Genomic DNA, 17,842 nt, shown 5'->3' with positions numbered 1-17,842 from the left:
TCTGAGTTTTTCTATGTCATTGACTTATCAACAGCTTAACAGCCCCGATAAATTTATTGTAGTGTGTTTTTTTACCCCCAATTATCACGACCATGCCTTACGCTTAAGAGGCACGTTGGATAAATTTCATCTCAATTATTATTTTGAGGAAGTGGCAGACGCAGGGTTTTGGGAAGCCAATACACGACTAAAGCCCATTTTTATTTTACGCTGTCTGCAAAATTTCCCTGATTACGGCATTTTATATTTGGATGCTGATGCAGGCGTGGTAAAACCGCTCAATTATTTTAACGAATTGGCAGAAAAAGACATCGATGTGGCATTTTATTACACTCGTGGTTTGCCGAATATGTCGCATGATTATTTGGCAAGTACGCTGTATTTTAACAACACGCACGCCTCGCACGCCCTTGTTCAGCAATGGATTGCCGAGCAAGTTGGCGGCAAACGCACACAAGTGGATCAAGATAGTCTTGACAGTGCGATGGCAAAGTTTAAAGGCAAAATCAAAATGGAACCACTCAATGCGGGTTACATTAAGATTTTTGATAAAGATTATGACGGTGAGGTGTATATTGAGCAATACCAAGCCAGCCGTGAACAGCCGAAACTGCGCCGGCAACTTATTCGTAAAAGAAACCGTGCAATTGGTATAATCATAATGATTATTTTGGTATTAATTACCTATTATTCAATAAAGTAATCTATCTAAAGGTAATATTTGTCATATATAAAGGTTTTGCCCAACGTTGAATCTCATTACTAAGACGTTAGAGACTGGTTTTTTCTTTCTTGATTTCAGTTCCTCGTTCTTTTCTTAAGTCACTAGATATCAAAGCTTGATTAGCAGTGGTAGCAATTTTTTTGGCTTGAATAACAATAGCTGGTAATATTTGATAGGTAATAATGTTTTTTGGATATTTTTTGACATCAAATAATAAAATATCAATCGCTTCTAGCTGTGATAACCCTCGCACAAATGTCAATAATTGTGTGGCTCCAACTTTTGACAATATATATCCTGCGGCATTAATATGACGAGAGCGTAATTCATACACCCTATGTGTATTAGAATATAGAAACTCACTTGGTTTAGCAAGATATGCTCTGCGACTAGTTTTTTCTAGTTTTACAAAATCCATCTGATGATTTTTTAGCCAGTCAATTTGAGTAAGTAGTTTTTGGCTACTTTCACCTAGTATAATATCATCTTCAAAAATTCCTATATAATCTAAGTTTTCATCAAGACAACGTTGCCATAAGCTGACATGACTTAATAAGCACGCCATCTCACCTGCGGTACAATGCGATGTGTCTGCTATCAACCCTAACTGTTGATAAACGCTGTCCGTATCAATCGGGGTAACTGCTTTAAAAAATGTAAAAGGTATATTTTTCTTGCCAAACTCTTGCTGAGTATGGGCTTGACGTTCAGTGTTGGTGGCGACATTAATGACGTAGTTTTTTAGCATAAGTTACGTTTCCGACAAGCTATTTACCTTTAAGCTTACTGATAAAGTTTTTATACCATACTCGTTTTTTGGGTGGTTTTACCATTTTCTCAGGAGTATTAAAGCTAGTTAAACAATGAAAATTTGTGGTACTAAAAGTTTGATTTATCACTTCATCTACCCGTTTAACAAACAATTCAACATTTTTGGCATTTCGACTTTGAAATAAATGATACACGCTGTCATGAAATACCGTGCCAATCCCATAATAGCCATATGAACCTAGTAACCACACGCCATTTGGGGGTGAGGCTTCATAATAAGTAGGGTATAATGTACGATAGCGAATGCCAATTTCTTCTGCTTTATAAGATAGTTCTTCTGCCACATCAGCTCGATGGGTCGGCATAAATGACGGTTTTCCAAGCTTCGCATAGCAGGGAGGCGTGATAAAAAAGAACGCGGGTGAAGCAAATATGTGGCTGGCTGGGTGCTTGTGGTTCGACACTTGCGCACAACCCACGAAGGTATCATACTCATAGACATATTGTGCAGTTTGTAACACTATATCAGGCGTTAAGGGTATCACATCAGGCTCAATAATACCGATAACTTTTCTCGTCGATTGACTAACCACTTGGGTAAGCCATTCACCATGGGGAATATTTTCTTGAGTGCACTGTACATTTAATCCATAAAATGCCATGAGCTTTTTGTGACTGGCGAGAATGTCTGGGTTAAAGTTATCCCAATGAAAAGAGTGAAGCTCTACATCTGCTAAACTTAAAATTGTCATATCGCTCTTATTTACCCAAACAGAGAATTAAAATTTTTGAAAAATTGATTGTAACCAACTTGAGACCTTTGGTGTACGAGTAATGACATTGCCCTTATAGCGTTTATGCTTTTTTTTCGGAAACTCGCCAAACGGCGTAGTGCGATAGATTTCAATACTATAACCGGCTTGTATCGCCTCTTGATAGTAGGTATCGAAAAGCTCAACCAAATCTTGACGAGGGTGCGGCAAAATCTGCCCATCAAACCAATGCGTTTTGCCCTCGGCTTGTAAGCGCGGTAAGGAATATTTATGGCTAAACTGCGTTCCCATGTCCGAATAATGCAAAATCCGAATATCCTCAATCGCTAAATCTTCACCATCCACACAATTAAAACTGTCTTGATAGAGCTGTATGAGTTGCGGATTGGCTTTAAATTTTGCCATCATTTTGCTATGGCTCTCAGGATCGGTTTGTAGCTGGGCGACAGGCTCAAGATAATCCTTAGCTTTTTGGCAATCCCATACGCAGGTGCACAGTCGCATCAAATCGCCATCGCCTTTAGCCGCAAGAATCGCCTCATCGGATATCGGGTGCTGCCACAATTTAGCGATATCGTCCAACACCACCATATCGGCATCCATATAAATCGCCCGTCCGCTAAAGCCACAATATTCAGGGATTGCCCAACGAAAACCCGAAAACGGGGTCGCCCATTTTTCGGTATGCCAGCCCTCGCCTGTTTGCGGATTGGAATACCATACACTGCTTGGGTCACGGCTTAACTGCATCCAGATAATCTCAACAGGCTCGCTTGTATGTTTGTGCAAGCTATAATCTAGCACCATCATCTGCTCAAGGTCGTTGTTATTAGGGTCACAGCCGATAAAGATTTTGATAGGTTGGTCTAAGTTAGCCATAGTTTATCCTCTATTCTCGCCAATGCTCTTCAACCCACATGGTCGGTAAAATAAAATGCCGCAGATGTGATATCGGTTTTTTGATTTTTTCAGCAGTAAATAATTGCCCTAAATGCTCTTTAGCGTTATCGGCAGAATTTTTGTTGTATTGTCCTGCAATCGCATTTTGCGGATACAAATCCCCCGGGAAAATAATAATGCGTGCATCATGAGGCAGTTTTGGCGGGATAAAATAATTTAGCGGAAATGGCTGACGGCATTTGCGGCGAAAATGCACCACCCACTCTTTGGGGAAAAGCTTAACCCCACCTGGGGCATTGTGAGTGACAAAACGCTGCTCAAAGCGATATTTATCCGCCACCCCTTGTGGATCGGCACGGAATTTTTCTAGCAAACTAACCAAGCTACCGACTTTAAAGCGAAAACACGAGGTTTGACCTAGCTTCTCTAAGGGGTTACTTGGGTTATAAGATAAAACCGTCTGATCGTCATCACCAAAACTAAAAAAGTCGTCAAGGCTACCCACTACGACCACATCAAGATCTAAAAACAATACCGTTCCTGTGACATTGCCAAGCTGTGCATTCCAAAGCCGTGACTTAGGCCATTTACCAAGGGTGTTGGTAGGCATCACAATATCGCTGGGCGGCAAATCCTGACATTCTACTTCAGGACGAATGCCATCGGTATTGTCGGTAAAGCAGACGAAGCGAAACGGCGGGGTAATATTACGGCTTACCATACCATAGAGTTTATTAACGTAATCTGCGCCATATTTGGTGCCCCATTTGATACAAATAATTTGCTTAAGCGGGGTGGTTGCACTCGATGTTGTCATGTCACTTCCAAAGTACCGATAATTTTTCAAAAAATAAGGATAGTCATTTTAACATAACTATCCTTTTATGTTTACTTATCTACTTATTTTCACTTATCTACAATTTTACCGATTATTCATCCACGTAGCTGAGCCAATGCGCGTATTTATCATTTTTGCCTTGCACCACGTCAAAAAATAGACTTTGCAGTTTTTCGGTGATTTCACCACGTGCGCCGCAGCCAATGACATGGTCATCATATTCACGAATTGGGGTAATCTCGGCGGCAGTACCTGTCATAAAGATTTCGTCCGCAATATAAAACTCATCACGGGTGATTCTACGCTCATGCACTTTGATGCCCAAGTCCTTTGCAAACTGTATCACCGTACGACGGGTAATGCCGTCCAATGCCCCACCTGACAAATCTGGGGTATGCAGCTCACCGTCTTTGACCAAAAATAAGTTTTCCCCTGAGCCTTGACAAACATAGCCTTGGGTATCCATCAATACCGCTTCATCATAGCCATGACGGGTGACTTCTTGGTTTGACATGATAGATACTGGGTAATTGCTGACGGCTTTGGCTTTACACATGGTGACGTTTGGATGGTGATGGGTAAAACTTGAGGTTTTTACCCGGATACCTTTTGCCATGCCTTCTTCACCCAGATAAGCGCCCCAAACCCAAGCGGCAACGATGGTGTGAATGCTATTATCTTTGGCAGCGATACCCAATTTTTCAGAACCGACCCAAATCAATGGGCGAAGGTAGGCCGATTCAAGGTTATTTTCACGTACCACGGCTTTTTGTGCTTGTAATACTTCTTCATACGAATAGGGTACAGCAAGCTGGAAAATTTTAGCTGAATTTAGCAGACGCTGGGTATGGTCTTCTAGACGAAAAATCGCCGTGCGTCCATCATGGGTTTTGTAGGCTCGAACCCCCTCAAATACGCCCATCCCGTAGTGCAGTGTATGGGTTAATACGTGGATTTTGGCATCACGCCAGTCTACCATGTTGCCATCCATCCAAATAAAACCATCACGGTCTGCCATGCTGGGAATTGTTGCCATTGATTACTCCTAGTGTTTTGTTTGAAATAAAAAGTGTTTAGTTTGAAATAAAAAGTGTTTTGTTTAAATAATTTGTTTGAAAGAAAATTGATGTTACATCTATTCTGGTCGTTGCCCAATCAAGCGATGCCATTGTTCATCAACAAAATTACGTAGTTCATGCCACTGGGCTTCATCCACCAGTATCGGCTGCTCTGCTAACGCCAAGCGATGCGTCATGCTGCGGATACGAAGATAAGCGTGCGTTAGCTGTTGGCATATTTCGGTTTCGATAATACCTGTTTTGGCAAGTGCTTCAAAGATACGCACATTGTCACTCCAAATGGCCAACGCAGGATAACGATTGGCATACGCCAAGACAGCAAACTGGGCAATAAACTCAATATCAACCAATCCGCCTGCATCTTGTTTAAGATGAAACAAGCCTTGCTGCTTGGTATGCGGTTTGCTGCCCAAATGGTCTTGCATCTTATGCCGCATGGTGGATACTTCGATACGGACACTGTCTTTATCGCGCGGCAGACACAACACTTCTTTACGAATTTGGTCAAATCGCTTCATCACGCGGTTATCTCCGCAAATGGCACGAGCGCGAACCAACGCTTGGTGTTCCCACGCCCAAGCTTTGTGCATTTGGTAAAGTTCAAACGCATGGGTAGATACCACCATCATACCCGCTTGACCCGAAGGACGCAGGCGCATATCAATCTCGTAGACACGACCATCGCGCGTTTGGGTGGTCAAATAATTCATCAGTTTTTGGGCAAGGCGTGCGGCAAACTTCATACCGCTGATGGGTTTTTCACCGAGCGTCATCGCTTCTTCATCAATGTCATGAATAAACACAAGATCAAGATCTGAGCTATAACTCATCTCAAGCCCGCCAAGCTTACCATAACCGATAATCGCAAAGCCATTATGCGCTTCACTCACAGGCTCGCCTTGGGCATTGACAGGATAGCCATGTTTTTTCACCAATTCGCCAAATACCCGTTGCAACGCTTTTTCAAGCACCACTTCAGCGATAAAGGTGAGTGAATCAGAGACTTTCATCAACGGTCTATCCGCCAACACATCACTTGCCGCCACTGCCAGCACTTGGGTTTTTTTGAAAAAACGAAAGGCGTTGAGTAGCCCTTCTTCATCATTAGGCTCTACCCGTAACAACTGCTGACGCAAGATGTCACTAAGTTCTGCCTTATCAGGTAAATGACGGTATTTTTCACGGATAAATGAATCTAGCAAAACAGGATAACTGACCAATTCGCTCGCAATCCAAGGGCTTGCTGCCAACATGGGAATCAATTTGGCGGCTGCCGTTGGGTTTTCGGCAAACATGACCAAATAAATTGACCGACGACTTACCGCCTCTAGTAGTGTCAACATTCTAGGTAACGCCACATTGATTGCATCTTCGCTTAAATCGGAATGTAACAACCCATTGATTAGAATCGGATAGGCGGCATTTAGGCGAGTCTTGGCTTCTTCACTGAGCCCTGTAATGAGCTTGCTTTGCCAAAACTGGTTTAATTTATCTTTATTGTCAGCGCTTAATTTTTGCTCAAGCTCAGATAAATTGTGCTGATGATCCACTTGCAGTTGTTCATCAGACTGTTGGCGATCACTGACCAGCTCGTCAAAAGGTATTTTGACCGTTTGGCGGTATTCATTGAGTTTGGCTAACAATGCCGCCCAATCAGCAAACCCCAATACTTGGGCAAGCTGATGTCGCTGTTTGGCATCTTGGGGTAGTCGCTGGGTTTGTTCATCATTGATGGCTTGGATACCATGCTCCAATCTACGTAAAAAACGATAGGCTTGTGCCAATTGCTCATGAGTCACCGCATCGATAAAGCCATGTTTTTCCAGTTGGCTCATCGCTTGTAGGCAGTTTTTTACTCTGATATCACTGACACGCCCGCCATAAATCAACTGAAACGACTGCACGATAAACTCAATATCACGAATACCCCCCGCACCAAGCTTGACATTGTCGGTATCTTGACGTTGCTCGACTTGGTTTTGAATCAGTGATTTCATCTCACGTAGGGCGGCAAAGGCACTATAATCAACATAATAACGAAACACAAACGGCTTGATAAGGGCTTCTAAGCTATCGCTAAAGGTGACAGGGTTGACGATTCTGGCTTTTAGCCAAGCAAATCGCTCCCATGCCCGTCCATGTTGGGCAAAATATTTTTCCAGTGCCGATAAATGAATTGCCAAATCACTGCCATCGCCCCAAGGACGAAGGCGCATATCAATGCGAAATACAAAACCGTCTTGGGTGTTTTTATCAAGCAGATTGATGATGCCTTGACCCCATTTGGTAAAAAATTTCTTGTTGTCGATGGATTTAGCAGCTTTTGACCCTGGTGGTTTTAACGAGTCAACCACCGTCTCACCTTGCCCCTGATGGACAAAAATCAAATCGATATCGCTTGATAAGTTGAGCTCTTCTGCGCCCATTTTACCCATGGCGATGATGGCTAAATCATCCTTATGTGGTTTATTTTTTTCATCAAAAAAATACGGCTCGCCATAGCGACTGATTAAATCTTGATACACATAGTCTTTGGCAAAGATGAGACAATAATCGGCAAATTTTGATAGCTCCCATGTCAGCTGCTCTAGGCTAATCAGATTTAAGGCATCTTGCCAAATCCAGCGCACCATCAACAAATTGCGTAGATGACGCAGCCCCCGCATCACGCTTGCTTCATCCGCCAATTGGTAATCTTCATCTAGCGTATAATCGCGTATTAAATCTTTGATATGTTGGACATCGAGCGTTTGGGAAAGCGGATAGCTTTTTAAAAAGCTTTGTACAACGTTTGTTTTAGTCTGCCAATACTGATAGCCAAAATTACTAGCTTGCTGTAATACAGCGATTTGTTCCATCGTCGGTAAGAGTTGCGGCATTCTAATTTCCGTGTGGCAAATAAATAAACAGACTAAATAAACAGACCCAGCTCATCGTGGTATATATATAAGTACTAAGCATTCACGTTTGCGTGTTCATACACTCAATCTTGTACAATCAATCTTGTCCAATCAAGTTTGTACAATTAAGCCAAGTTTGTACCATCAAGCGGGAGATTTTGCAATTAGGCTTGATTAACTGCAGTTGATACAGGGTATTTTGCTCAACCTTACATTGCTTAAAGCTTTCCTTATAGCCTAGCACAAACCGCTATTGTTGCAAATTTTTTTAGCACTCAAACCTATAAATACTCGTTTGTGCGTATCAAAATGTTTGTCATAGGAATAAAAACGTAAAAAATATTGGTAGTTATCAAATTTTCATATATGATGAAAAAAACAAGGAAGTAAAAGTCAATAAATTTATGTGAATATTCGGTCTATAGATTTTTTGTGACCCTGATATCAATCACGTGTGACTGATTTTTTAGCCGCATATTAAATTGTAAAAAAACCAACACATTTATCTTATAAACTATTTAAATCATTGAATTTTTTAGTACAACCAACAATCACAACAAACAAGGAGCGTATTGTGATGACAACGGACAACCCAACTGCAAATAAAAAAATTGCCCTCGTAACAGGTGCGCTAGGTGGTATTGGCACGGCTATTTGTCATGCGCTAATCCAAGCTGGCTATCACATCATTGCAACCTACACCCATAAAGCAGATAGCACAGTCAACCGCGGCGAAGCTTGGTTAAAAGAAGAAGGCATGAATGCCAGCGATTTCACCTTTGTTGAAACCAATCTTACCGACCATAAAGCCGCCACCAAAGCCATTCTTGATGCAATTGGAAAAGCAGGTCACATTGATGTGTTGGTAAATAACGCAGGTATCACCCGTGATACGACTTTCAAAAAAATGACTTATGAGCAATGGTCAGAGGTGATTGATACCAACTTAAAATCACTATTCACGGTCACCCAACCTGTTTTTAACAAAATGCTTGAGCAAAAATCTGGGCGTATTGTCAGTATCAGCTCAATTAATGGCTTAAAAGGTCAGTTTGGTCAGACCAACTACTCAGCCACCAAGGCAGGTATTATCGGCTTTAGTAAAGCGCTGGCACAAGAAGGCGCTAAATCTGGGGTGACCGTTAACGTGGTTGCACCGGGTTATACGGGTACTAAAATGGTGATGGCGGTGCCTGAAAAAGTGATGGAAAGCATCAAAGCCGGCATTCCAATGGGTCGTATCGCCCAACCTGAAGAGATTGCTGCTGCCGTGATGTATTTGGTCAGCGATGGCGCTGCTTATATCACCGGTGAGACCATCAATGTAAACGGCGGTCAATACATGCACTAATGAGCTTGCCATTAGCATTTGTGAACTAAATCGGTTATAAATTAAAAAAGACCAGTCATCGTGACTTGGTCTTTTTTGTTGTGTGACAACATTACTAACAACCGTTAACTTACTGGTTACTTACTTGGCTGTCAATTTTTTTACGCCATCTGCCGTTGCCATCAGCAAAATATCAGCGCGCTGTGCGCTAAATAACCCATTACACACCACCCCAACGATATTGTTTAACTTTGCTTCAAACGCTGCTACCTTCTCAATGTCCAAGCCGATATCTAAGCCATAAACATCCAAAATCAAATTGCCATAATCGGTGACAAATCCTTCACGGTAGACTGGCTCACCGCCAAGCTGTACTAACTCGCGCGCTACATATGAGCGCGCTTGCGGCAATACTTCAATCGGTAGTGGAAAGCCAACGCCTAATTGCTGTACCCATTTGCTTTCATCCACCAGGCAAATAAACTGCTTAGATGCGGCGGCAACAATTTTTTCACGGGTTAAAGCGCCGCCACCGCCTTTGACTAGCTGTAAGTGCTGGTTTACTTCATCGGCACCATCAATATACAAATCTAACTCACCTGTGAAGTTTAAATCCATCACCTCAATACCGAGCGCTTTGAGCTTATCTTCGGTGACCTTTGAGCTTGCCACAGCGCCCTTTAGGTTAACTTTTGGCAATAATTCAATGAGGCAGTTGACGGTACTGCCCGTCCCCACGCCCAAAATCATGCCTGATTCGATATATTTTAACGCGTCTGCTGCCACGGCTTGTTTTTGTTGTTGTTGCGTGCTTGCATTCATCGTACTCATAGACCCAGCCTTGTTAGGAATTTATCAAAAAAACAGATAGAAAACTTAATGCTATCAATTACCCAACTTATTTTACCGTAAAAGCACTTGCAAGCTAAACCCTAAAGTCCTAATCTAATCACTTATTTTTTACTTCTCTAACGACTTGCTGTGTTTTAGTTATGAAAGTACATAGAGGGTAAAAATAAATCTTCAAACGTATTTTTCAAACTTAGGTCATTATTATGTTATCAGATTGGGTACGCCTTATCCTTCAAGCGACCGTGTATGATGCTGCTATTCAAACGCCGCTTGAACCCGCCAAAAAACTCAGTGAACGCTTTAACAACGATATTCGTTTTAAACGTGAGGATTTTCAGCCAGTGTTTTCTTTTAAGCTGCGGGGCGCCTACAATCGAATTAGCCAGTTGAGCGAAGTAGACAAAGCCAAAGGCGTGATTTGTGCCTCTGCCGGCAATCACGCGCAAGGCGTCGCCTTCTCGGCTAGCCGCTTGGGACTCAATAACATTATCGTGATGCCGACCACCACCCCCGATATCAAAGTCAGTGCTGTCAAGTCCTTGGGCGGTAATGTGGTGCTATATGGCGATAGTTTTGATGAATCAAACCGCTATGCCATTGAACGCGCCCAAACCGATGGCTTGACCTTTATCCCACCGTATGACGATGAATTGGTTATCGCAGGTCAAGGTACCATCGCCATGGAGCTAGTACAACAATGGCGTAAAATGGAATATGTGTTTGTTGCCGTTGGTGGCGGTGGCTTAATTTCAGGTGTCGCGGCGTTTTTGGGGGAAGTTGCACCGCATGTCAAAGTCGTAGCCGTCGAGCCAGAAGAAGCAGCCTGTTTAAAAATCGCGCTTGATACCGGTGAACGCAAGCGGCTACCGCAAGTGGGGTTGTTCGTCGATGGGGTGGCAGTGGCGCAGCTGGGTGAAATACCGTTTGCCGTCTGCCGTATGCCAAAAAGCGATAACTCAGGTCCCGTGGTCGAGCCTGATGTGGTCACTTGTAGCAATGATGAAGTGTGTGCGGCGATTAAAGACGTGTATGATGAAACCCGCACCATCGTTGAGCCTGCAGGCGCTTTGGCTGTCGCGGGTATGAAAAAATACATCGAAGATCATAATCTGCAAGGCAAAAACTGTGTGGCAATTTTATGTGGTGCCAACATGAATTTTGATCGGTTACGCTATATCGCTGAACGTACCGAAATTGGTGAGAAAAAAGAAGCAATTTTTGGGGTGACCATTCCTGAGCGCACAGGCGCTTTCTTGGATTTTTGCCGCTCGCTCAAAGGCCGCAACATCACCGAATTTAACTACCGCATCAACACCAACCCTAACTACCCTCATCACGCTGCCAATATTTTTGTCGGTATCGCCCTCAAAGAAGGGGAAAAAGAGCGCAAAGCAATCCACCAGTTACTCAATGAAGCCGATGATGCCGCGATTGATTTGACCGATGATGAAGTCGCCAAGACCCATATTCGCTATTTAATCGGCGGACACGCGGGATTAAAAGACGAGCAACTATTTCGCATTGAATTTCCCGAGCGTCCTGGCGCGCTGCTCAACTTCCTTGAAAAATTGGGCTCACAGTTTAATATTTCTTTATTCCACTATCGCAATCATGGGGCGGCTGAAGGGCGTATCTTAGCGGGCATTCAAATGGGTGAGCAAACCGCCGAGCAATTACTTGCCAAACTGCAAGACATTGGCTATGAGTGCGAAAACCTCACCGATAACTTAGGCTATCGCTTATTTTTACAATAATTTTTTAACGGTTTGGATAAAAAAGGTGCCATCGTAGCGCCTTTTTTTGTGCCAAGTTTTTTATGCCAAGCTATGCACAAAATTCGCTAAATTTCAGCACGGTACATAGCAAAAATAGCCATTTTCTGCTAATCTCAATACTTAAAACTTTATAATTTACCTGATAGTTTCACTGATAAATTAATTAAAAAATTCTGCTATAAGACAACCACTATGTCATCAAAAAAACGTTTTTTAAAACTTGCCGGTATGACTGCCAGTATCGCAGGCAAAGCAGCTAAAAATTCTATTAAGTCTTTTGCAGGCTCTGAAGAAGATAAACTCACAGCCCGTAGCGAAATGCTGCAAACCGTAGGGCTGCAAATCGCCGACACCTTAGGCGAAATGAAGGGCGCGGTGATGAAAGTGGGTCAAATCGCCTCGCAGTATAAAGATGTGTTCCCCCCTGAAGTCTCAAAAGCGCTGGAGAAATTACAAAAAGACGCGCCGCCCATGCCGTTTGCCGTCATCAAACAGCAGGTGGAAAAAGAATTGGGGCAACCGATTGAGGCGTTGTTTGCCCAGTTTGAGCAATCACCGTTTGCGGCAGCCTCTATCGGTCAAGTCCATAAAGCGGTGTTGCCAACCGGTGAAGCGGTCGTAGTCAAAGTGCAATACCCCGACGTTGATACCAGCATCGATAGTGACTTAAAACACGTTCGCTTGGCGCTTAAGATAACTGGCGTGCTCAATATGGATAAAACCTTGCAAGATAAAATCTTTGCAGAAATCCGTGACAGCCTGTATGACGAGCTTGACTACAGCAAAGAAGCCCATAATTTGGCAATTTTTGGCAGTTTTCACAGTGAGGATGAGGGGCTGATTATCCCCAAAGTTTTTCATAGCCATTCGACCAAACGTATTTTAACCCTATCACAAGAACTGGGTGAAAAGCTAGAAGTAGCTGCAACTTGGGACAATGACATCAAACAAAAAATCGCCACTCGCTTATTTGATTTTAGTGCCGGTCAATTGTTCAAACTGTATCGTCTGCATTGTGACCCCCATCCCGGTAACTTTGCGTTTCGCCCTGATGGCTCGGTCATTGCCTATGACTTTGGTGGCATCAAATCTTACAGCCATGACGAAGTTGCGTTATTCAAACGCTTTGCCATTCACTGTCTGAGCGGTGATGTGACAGCGCTTGAGCAAGATTTGGTCAGCATTGGCATCAAAAAAAACAATGATGCGCCACTGCCCCCAGACTTTTATAAAGATTGGTTGCAGATTGGTTTGACCCCGTATGGTTTTACCCAGTTGTTTGATTTATCCAAACACGCGCCTTATGACTTTGCCACCAGCCAAACCCATTTTCAAGCGATTGCCAAAGCAAAAGAGTCGCTTAAATACTGGCAAAGCTTTCAACCTGCCCCACTTACCATGATGCTTGATCGAACCATTTCTGGACAGTATTGGAACTTGGTCAATTTAAAGGTAAAAATTGATTTAAGTGAGTTGATACACCGCTATATTGATTTGCCGACATTGCCACGACCTGCTGACTCGCCTCGCCCTTAGGTTTGATTTTAACTTTCAATAACATTTCCTGCGATGACATAGGCGCAACCCCTATCAAAAATCGGGGTTGCTCGTTTATAATAGCGCACGCAAAATTTTGAAAATCAGATTGTTACGTTAGATAGTTAGATAAAGGATACACTCATGGCCGGACATTCCAAGTGGGCAAACATCAAACACCGTAAAGCCAAACAAGATGCGGCAAAAGGTAAAGTCTTTACCAAAATCATTCGTGAGCTGGTCTCCGCTGCCAAACAAGGCGACCCAGACCCAGCAAGTAACCCGCGTTTGCGTGCGGCGGTGGAAAAAGCCAACTCAGTTAATATGACCAAAGACACGGTAAAACGGGCGATTGAACGTGGTGCAGGCGGCGGTGACAATGACAACATGCAAGAAATCACCTATGAAGGCTATGGCTTGGGCGGTGTTGCGGTGATTGTCGAGACCATGACGGATAACCTCAACCGTACCGTTGGCGAAGTGCGTCACGCTTTTAGCAAAAATGGTGGCAATTTGGGTACATCAGGCTCAGTGGCTTATATGTTTAGCAAACGCGGTGAAATTACCTTTGATGATGTGTCGCTAGAAGATACTATCATGGAAGTCGCACTTGAAGCCGGTGCAACCGATATTGAAAATAATGGTGATAGTATCACAGTGGTCACTGAGCCAGAGAATTTCGGTGAGGTGATGGATGCCTTAGAAAAAGCCGGTTTAAAATCCGACAATGCAGAAGTGACTATGTCTCCTTCAACCATGGCGGATGTCACTGATGTCGAAGATGCTAAAAAAATCATGAAAATGATTGATATGCTTGAAGATTTGGACGATGTACAAGAAGTCTATACCAATGTCAACTTTACTGATGATGTCATGGAACAACTCGATGATTAAATGAAATTTTTAAGCATAGAAAAGGCTAAATGTAGATTTAGCCTTTTTTATTTAGCAACTTGTAACAATGTTGTGGTGGGATATAAGGTTAAAAATACGCGATTAAATTCACTACCGTGATGCAAGGCTTCATTTGTGTCAAAAATTAATAAGCCCTTTTCTTGCTGTTCATTGGTATGAATCAACAACCATACTTCATCCAATGCCCTTTTTTTGTGGTACGCTTGGACTTTATGCGCTTTTTTGCTCATCACCTCATCAATATCACCTTGATTGATGTAGGAATCAATCGGTAAATCTTCATTTTCATCTGCCATATCGGTAAAAAACGCACTGGGCAACCAACGCATGGCTTTGGCAATACCGTTTTGTAATTTACTACTGAGCGTAGGATGTGGCAAATCACGGGATGGCTCGATAAATTGCTGCGACACATTGACAATCTTTCGGTTATCAATGTTTTGCCAATCGCCCTTGACACCTAATATCTCACCGTGACAATTAAACTGCGTCGGGGTAAATTTGGTTGACACTTGTAGCAGTGACTGCCAATACCAACGTTTTAGCATTAAATTGTCATTACCGAGTCTATCGCGTAGTCTTGGCAAAGTGGTTAATTCGATGCCAATTGCGTATTCACCTTTGCCACAATAAAAAATACAGGTAAAATCTGGCTCATTACCGTCATCCGTACCTGAGATGGTTTTGGCAGGATGTAAATGTAGCATGGCTAAAAAATGCGCCAAATACACCCATTCACGCTGGCGTTTGAGCTGATTTTGTGACATCCGTATGATGCTTGGCGAATTTTTTTTGTTCCCTGCCATTCATTAATTACCCGATTAGCTTATTCAATTGACTCAGCCTAATTTACCTATTCTAAGTTACCTAGCCTATTGTTTCTCTGACTAAAAATATATCAAAAAAAATTTACTTATTTCAACACCTCAGCTTATCAGTTCAATACGTCAAATGCATGACAATAATTTGGACAGTTTTAAAAGCTGTGTGTGTTTTTAGTAATTTATCTAACTATTATGACGTTTAGCCTTGTATTTTAAGCTATTAACCTTATATAATTCACAGTTCATTTGGGGATGTTCTGGCTTCGACGCTGGTAATGAAACTCAATGATGCATGTCGAGTGAGTATGTCCACTCGTAAATAAAATATACATTTTAAACTAGTCGCAAACGACGAAACTTACGCTCTAGCAGCCTAAGGGCTGCTTGGGACGGCACAGATTGCCATTGGTCTGGTTGCTCTCCTTGAAGCGAACGCACGATGGATAGCTTAAATTGTTGTCTCGCCAATTTGAGCGAAACTTAAGAGGCTCGTGGTTGGCATCCTGACTGTCGGTTCGCCAACCATTAAAGCCATAGACAGAATCTAAACATGTAGAGTCATGGGCGTAGTGCTGGCGGACGCGGGTTCAACTCCCGCCATCTCCACCATATATAAAAAAGAGAATGCAATAACTTGCATTCTCTTTTTTTTGCATTTTTTTTAGCCGATTAGCTACTTAAGAAATCATTTTTACACAAAATCAACAGGTTAGAAAAACTAGCTGATATAGTTACACAATTTATATGTTTAGCAAAACACATCCGATATTAAAGATTTTGTTTACAATAAAATATTTGAAATAACATAACTTTGTAATTAGAATACACACCGCTTAAGTGATATTAAACAATATTACTTTGTTTTTACTATGTAAATCACGGGAAATGCCCCTTGATACCTTTAAGCAGTCAGATTATTGACCGCTTTAATTGATAAAAGGAACATCCGATGAAATATATCATTGCCAGTTTGTTTGTTACTACTTTAGCCACCCAGCAAGCCAATGCTGATGTTGTTTCATGGTATGGTGGCAAGCATCATGGTCGTACCACGGCGTCTGGCGAGAAATTCAATCAAAATGCACTGACTGCCGCCAGCAACGTGCACAAATTAGGTAGCCTACTTAAAGTCACTAACAAAGCCAATGGTAAAAGTGTGGTTGTACGCGTGACTGACACAGGTGGGTTCGGCAAATATGGCCGTACGCTAGATTTGTCAAAAGGTGCTTTTAGCAGAATTGCTAATCCTTCAAATGGTCTTGCTAAAGTCGATATCGTTAGATTATAGCGTTATTTTTATTAATGTATTTTTGCTGTAAAAAAGGGCGCTATTGATTGATAGCGCCCTTAATGTTTTATCAATTAAAAAATTTAATCCTCTAAAAAACGGGTATCATTCGACCATTGCTGCATTTTGATACTTTCATCCAAATATTGCTCGATAGCCGGTAAGTTAAATCCGTCGTTTTCACTGATAAAGCTTATACTCATGCCTTTATTGCCTGCCCTACCGGTGCGACCGATACGATGAACGTAATCATCAGGACTGTCTGGCAAGGTGTAATTGACCACACAAGCCACATCATCCACATGAATACCTCGCCCTGCAACATCAGTCGCCACTAAAATATTGGCATCGCCTTGACGAAATTGTGCCAAATACTTCTCGCGTTTGGCTTGGATAACATCCCCTGACAATATCACTACTTTATATTGACGATTAAGTTTGTCATACAGGCGCTTGACTTGGTCTTTACGATTGGCAAAGACAATCATTTTCTTGGGGGAAATTTTTTCAATAATTTGCTGTAACGCCGCCAGTTTATCCGATTCCATCAGGGTAAAAAACAGTTGCTCGATGGTTTGACTGGTTTTTTGTTCGGGCGCAATTTCTACAAAAATCGGCTGATATAACCAGCGATAAGCTAAATTCATCACATCTTGGTTAAAGGTAGCGGAAAAAAGCAGGGTTTGCCGATGCGTATTGGCGGGCATCATACGAATCAAGCGTTTGATATCAGGTATAAACCCCATATCCAGCATTCTATCTGCTTCATCTAATACCAAAATTTCAAGACGATCGAGATACACATGGTGCTGAAAGCAAAAATCAATCAAACGACCTGGGGTGGCGATGATGATATCGACAAACTTTTGATGCAGCTGCTTTAACTGCGTCTCATAGTCTGTGCCACCGAGCAAACAAACGGTATGCAGTTCGGTAAACTTGGTGAGTTCAAGGCAATCTTGATAAATTTGTTGAGCCAATTCTCGAGTCGGCGCGAGCACCAGCGCACGGGTTTCACCCAAAAAACGATCGCCATCAACCTCAGGGTTTATAGGATTATTCAGCAATTCATTGATGATGGTCAGTAAAAACGTTGCTGTCTTACCTGTACCTGTTTGTGCCTGCCCAATGGCGTCTTGCCCAGCGAGTGTATTGGGCAATATCTGCGCTTGGATAGGGGTCAGCGTTTGATAGCCTAGTTGGTCAATCGCTTGTTTGAGCGCTGGATGAAGGGGTAATTGTGAGAAAGTTTGAAACACAGAGATTTAACCTATTTTGACCAATCAATCATTGGCTATGAGAAACAACAAAAACCAAGTCAATTGAATCAACTTGGT

15 protein-coding genes and 1 other RNA gene are annotated in these 17,842 nt (G+C 42.4%); 7 read left to right on the top strand and 9 right to left on the bottom strand.

All coding sequences use genetic code 11. The annotated features are described in order from the left end of the window. Window positions 1-13 precede the first annotated feature (13 nt). Window positions 14-703 carry a hypothetical protein gene (locus AXE82_RS00335; protein WP_062330165.1) on the top strand — a complete coding sequence of 230 codons (690 nt, stop codon included), beginning with the start codon at window positions 14-16 and terminating at the stop codon, window positions 701-703. Window positions 704-770: 67 nt separating this feature from the next. On the opposite strand, the gene AXE82_RS00330 is transcribed toward AXE82_RS00335, so the two are convergent. The 6 genes from AXE82_RS00330 to glnE form a co-directional block, all read right to left on the bottom strand. Continuing rightward, a complete protein-coding gene (locus tag AXE82_RS00330; RefSeq protein ID WP_062330163.1) occupies window positions 771-1,472 on the bottom strand; it encodes a glycosyltransferase family 25 protein in 702 nt (233 codons plus the stop codon). Window positions 1,473-1,491: 19 nt separating this feature from the next. Then, window positions 1,492-2,247, bottom strand: a complete 756-nt coding sequence (locus tag AXE82_RS00325) for a hypothetical protein (protein ID WP_062330161.1) — start codon at window positions 2,245-2,247, stop codon at window positions 1,492-1,494. A 27-nt stretch (window positions 2,248-2,274) separates the two neighbouring features. Further along, a complete protein-coding gene (locus AXE82_RS00320) occupies window positions 2,275-3,147 on the bottom strand; it encodes a glycosyltransferase (RefSeq protein WP_062330158.1) in 873 nt (290 codons plus the stop codon). Between the two features lie 10 nt (window positions 3,148-3,157). Next, the gene (locus AXE82_RS00315) at window positions 3,158-3,985 is read right to left on the bottom strand and encodes a hypothetical protein (protein WP_062330156.1); all 828 of its coding nucleotides are present in this window, start codon (window positions 3,983-3,985) and stop codon (window positions 3,158-3,160) included. A gap of 112 nt (window positions 3,986-4,097) precedes the next feature. Continuing rightward, on the bottom strand, window positions 4,098-5,042 hold the full coding sequence (locus AXE82_RS00310) for a branched-chain amino acid transaminase (protein WP_062330154.1): 945 nt from the start codon (window positions 5,040-5,042) through the stop codon (window positions 4,098-4,100). A 99-nt stretch (window positions 5,043-5,141) separates the two neighbouring features. Beyond that, complete coding sequence (gene glnE / locus AXE82_RS00305; RefSeq protein WP_062330153.1) at window positions 5,142-7,964, bottom strand: bifunctional [glutamate--ammonia ligase]-adenylyl-L-tyrosine phosphorylase/[glutamate--ammonia-ligase] adenylyltransferase; 2,823 nt, start codon at window positions 7,962-7,964, stop codon at window positions 5,142-5,144. Window positions 7,965-8,562: 598 nt separating this feature from the next. On the opposite strand from glnE, the gene phbB reads away from it, so the two are divergent. Next, complete coding sequence (gene phbB, locus AXE82_RS00300; RefSeq protein WP_062330151.1) at window positions 8,563-9,336, top strand: acetoacetyl-CoA reductase; 774 nt, start codon at window positions 8,563-8,565, stop codon at window positions 9,334-9,336. A 120-nt stretch (window positions 9,337-9,456) separates the two neighbouring features. Here phbB and rpiA read toward each other — a convergent pair whose 3' ends face one another. Then, window positions 9,457-10,146 (bottom strand): ribose-5-phosphate isomerase RpiA, encoded by a 690-nt coding sequence (gene rpiA / locus AXE82_RS00295; RefSeq protein WP_115304590.1) that lies wholly within the window; start codon window positions 10,144-10,146, stop codon window positions 9,457-9,459. Between the two features lie 224 nt (window positions 10,147-10,370). On the opposite strand from rpiA, the gene ilvA reads away from it, so the two are divergent. The 3 genes from ilvA to AXE82_RS00280 all read left to right on the top strand — a co-directional run bounded on the left by ilvA (window position 10,371) and on the right by AXE82_RS00280 (window position 14,372). Continuing rightward, on the top strand, window positions 10,371-11,921 hold the full coding sequence (ilvA, locus tag AXE82_RS00290) for a threonine ammonia-lyase, biosynthetic (RefSeq protein WP_062330149.1): 1,551 nt from the start codon (window positions 10,371-10,373) through the stop codon (window positions 11,919-11,921). Between the two features lie 213 nt (window positions 11,922-12,134). Beyond that, window positions 12,135-13,478: an ABC1 kinase family protein gene (locus AXE82_RS00285; protein WP_062330147.1), complete on the top strand. Its 1,344-nt coding sequence runs from the start codon at window positions 12,135-12,137 to the stop codon at window positions 13,476-13,478. Between the two features lie 144 nt (window positions 13,479-13,622). Next, complete coding sequence (locus AXE82_RS00280) at window positions 13,623-14,372, top strand: YebC/PmpR family DNA-binding transcriptional regulator (RefSeq protein ID WP_062330144.1); 750 nt, start codon at window positions 13,623-13,625, stop codon at window positions 14,370-14,372. A 47-nt stretch (window positions 14,373-14,419) separates the two neighbouring features. Here AXE82_RS00280 and AXE82_RS00275 read toward each other — a convergent pair whose 3' ends face one another. Continuing rightward, window positions 14,420-15,160, bottom strand: a complete 741-nt coding sequence (locus AXE82_RS00275; protein ID WP_062330142.1) for a hypothetical protein — start codon at window positions 15,158-15,160, stop codon at window positions 14,420-14,422. A 305-nt stretch (window positions 15,161-15,465) separates the two neighbouring features. Here AXE82_RS00275 and ssrA point away from each other — a divergent pair. Further along, window positions 15,466-15,826: a transfer-messenger RNA gene (gene ssrA, locus AXE82_RS00270) on the top strand. Between the two features lie 340 nt (window positions 15,827-16,166). Further along, entirely contained in the window at window positions 16,167-16,505 is a 339-nt protein-coding gene (locus AXE82_RS00265; protein ID WP_062330141.1) for a septal ring lytic transglycosylase RlpA family protein, read from the top strand. 83 nt (window positions 16,506-16,588) lie between these two features. On the opposite strand, the gene AXE82_RS00260 is transcribed toward AXE82_RS00265, so the two are convergent. Further along, the gene (locus AXE82_RS00260; RefSeq protein ID WP_062330139.1) at window positions 16,589-17,770 is read right to left on the bottom strand and encodes a DEAD/DEAH box helicase; all 1,182 of its coding nucleotides are present in this window, start codon (window positions 17,768-17,770) and stop codon (window positions 16,589-16,591) included. Between the last annotated feature and the right edge of the window lie 72 nt (window positions 17,771-17,842).

Source organism: Moraxella osloensis (assembly GCF_001553955.1).
GTDB classification, from domain to species: Bacteria; Pseudomonadota; Gammaproteobacteria; order Pseudomonadales; family Moraxellaceae; genus Faucicola; species Faucicola osloensis.
Note: the sequence above shows the minus strand (reverse complement) of the source record. Positions and strands in the feature narration are given on the sequence as shown.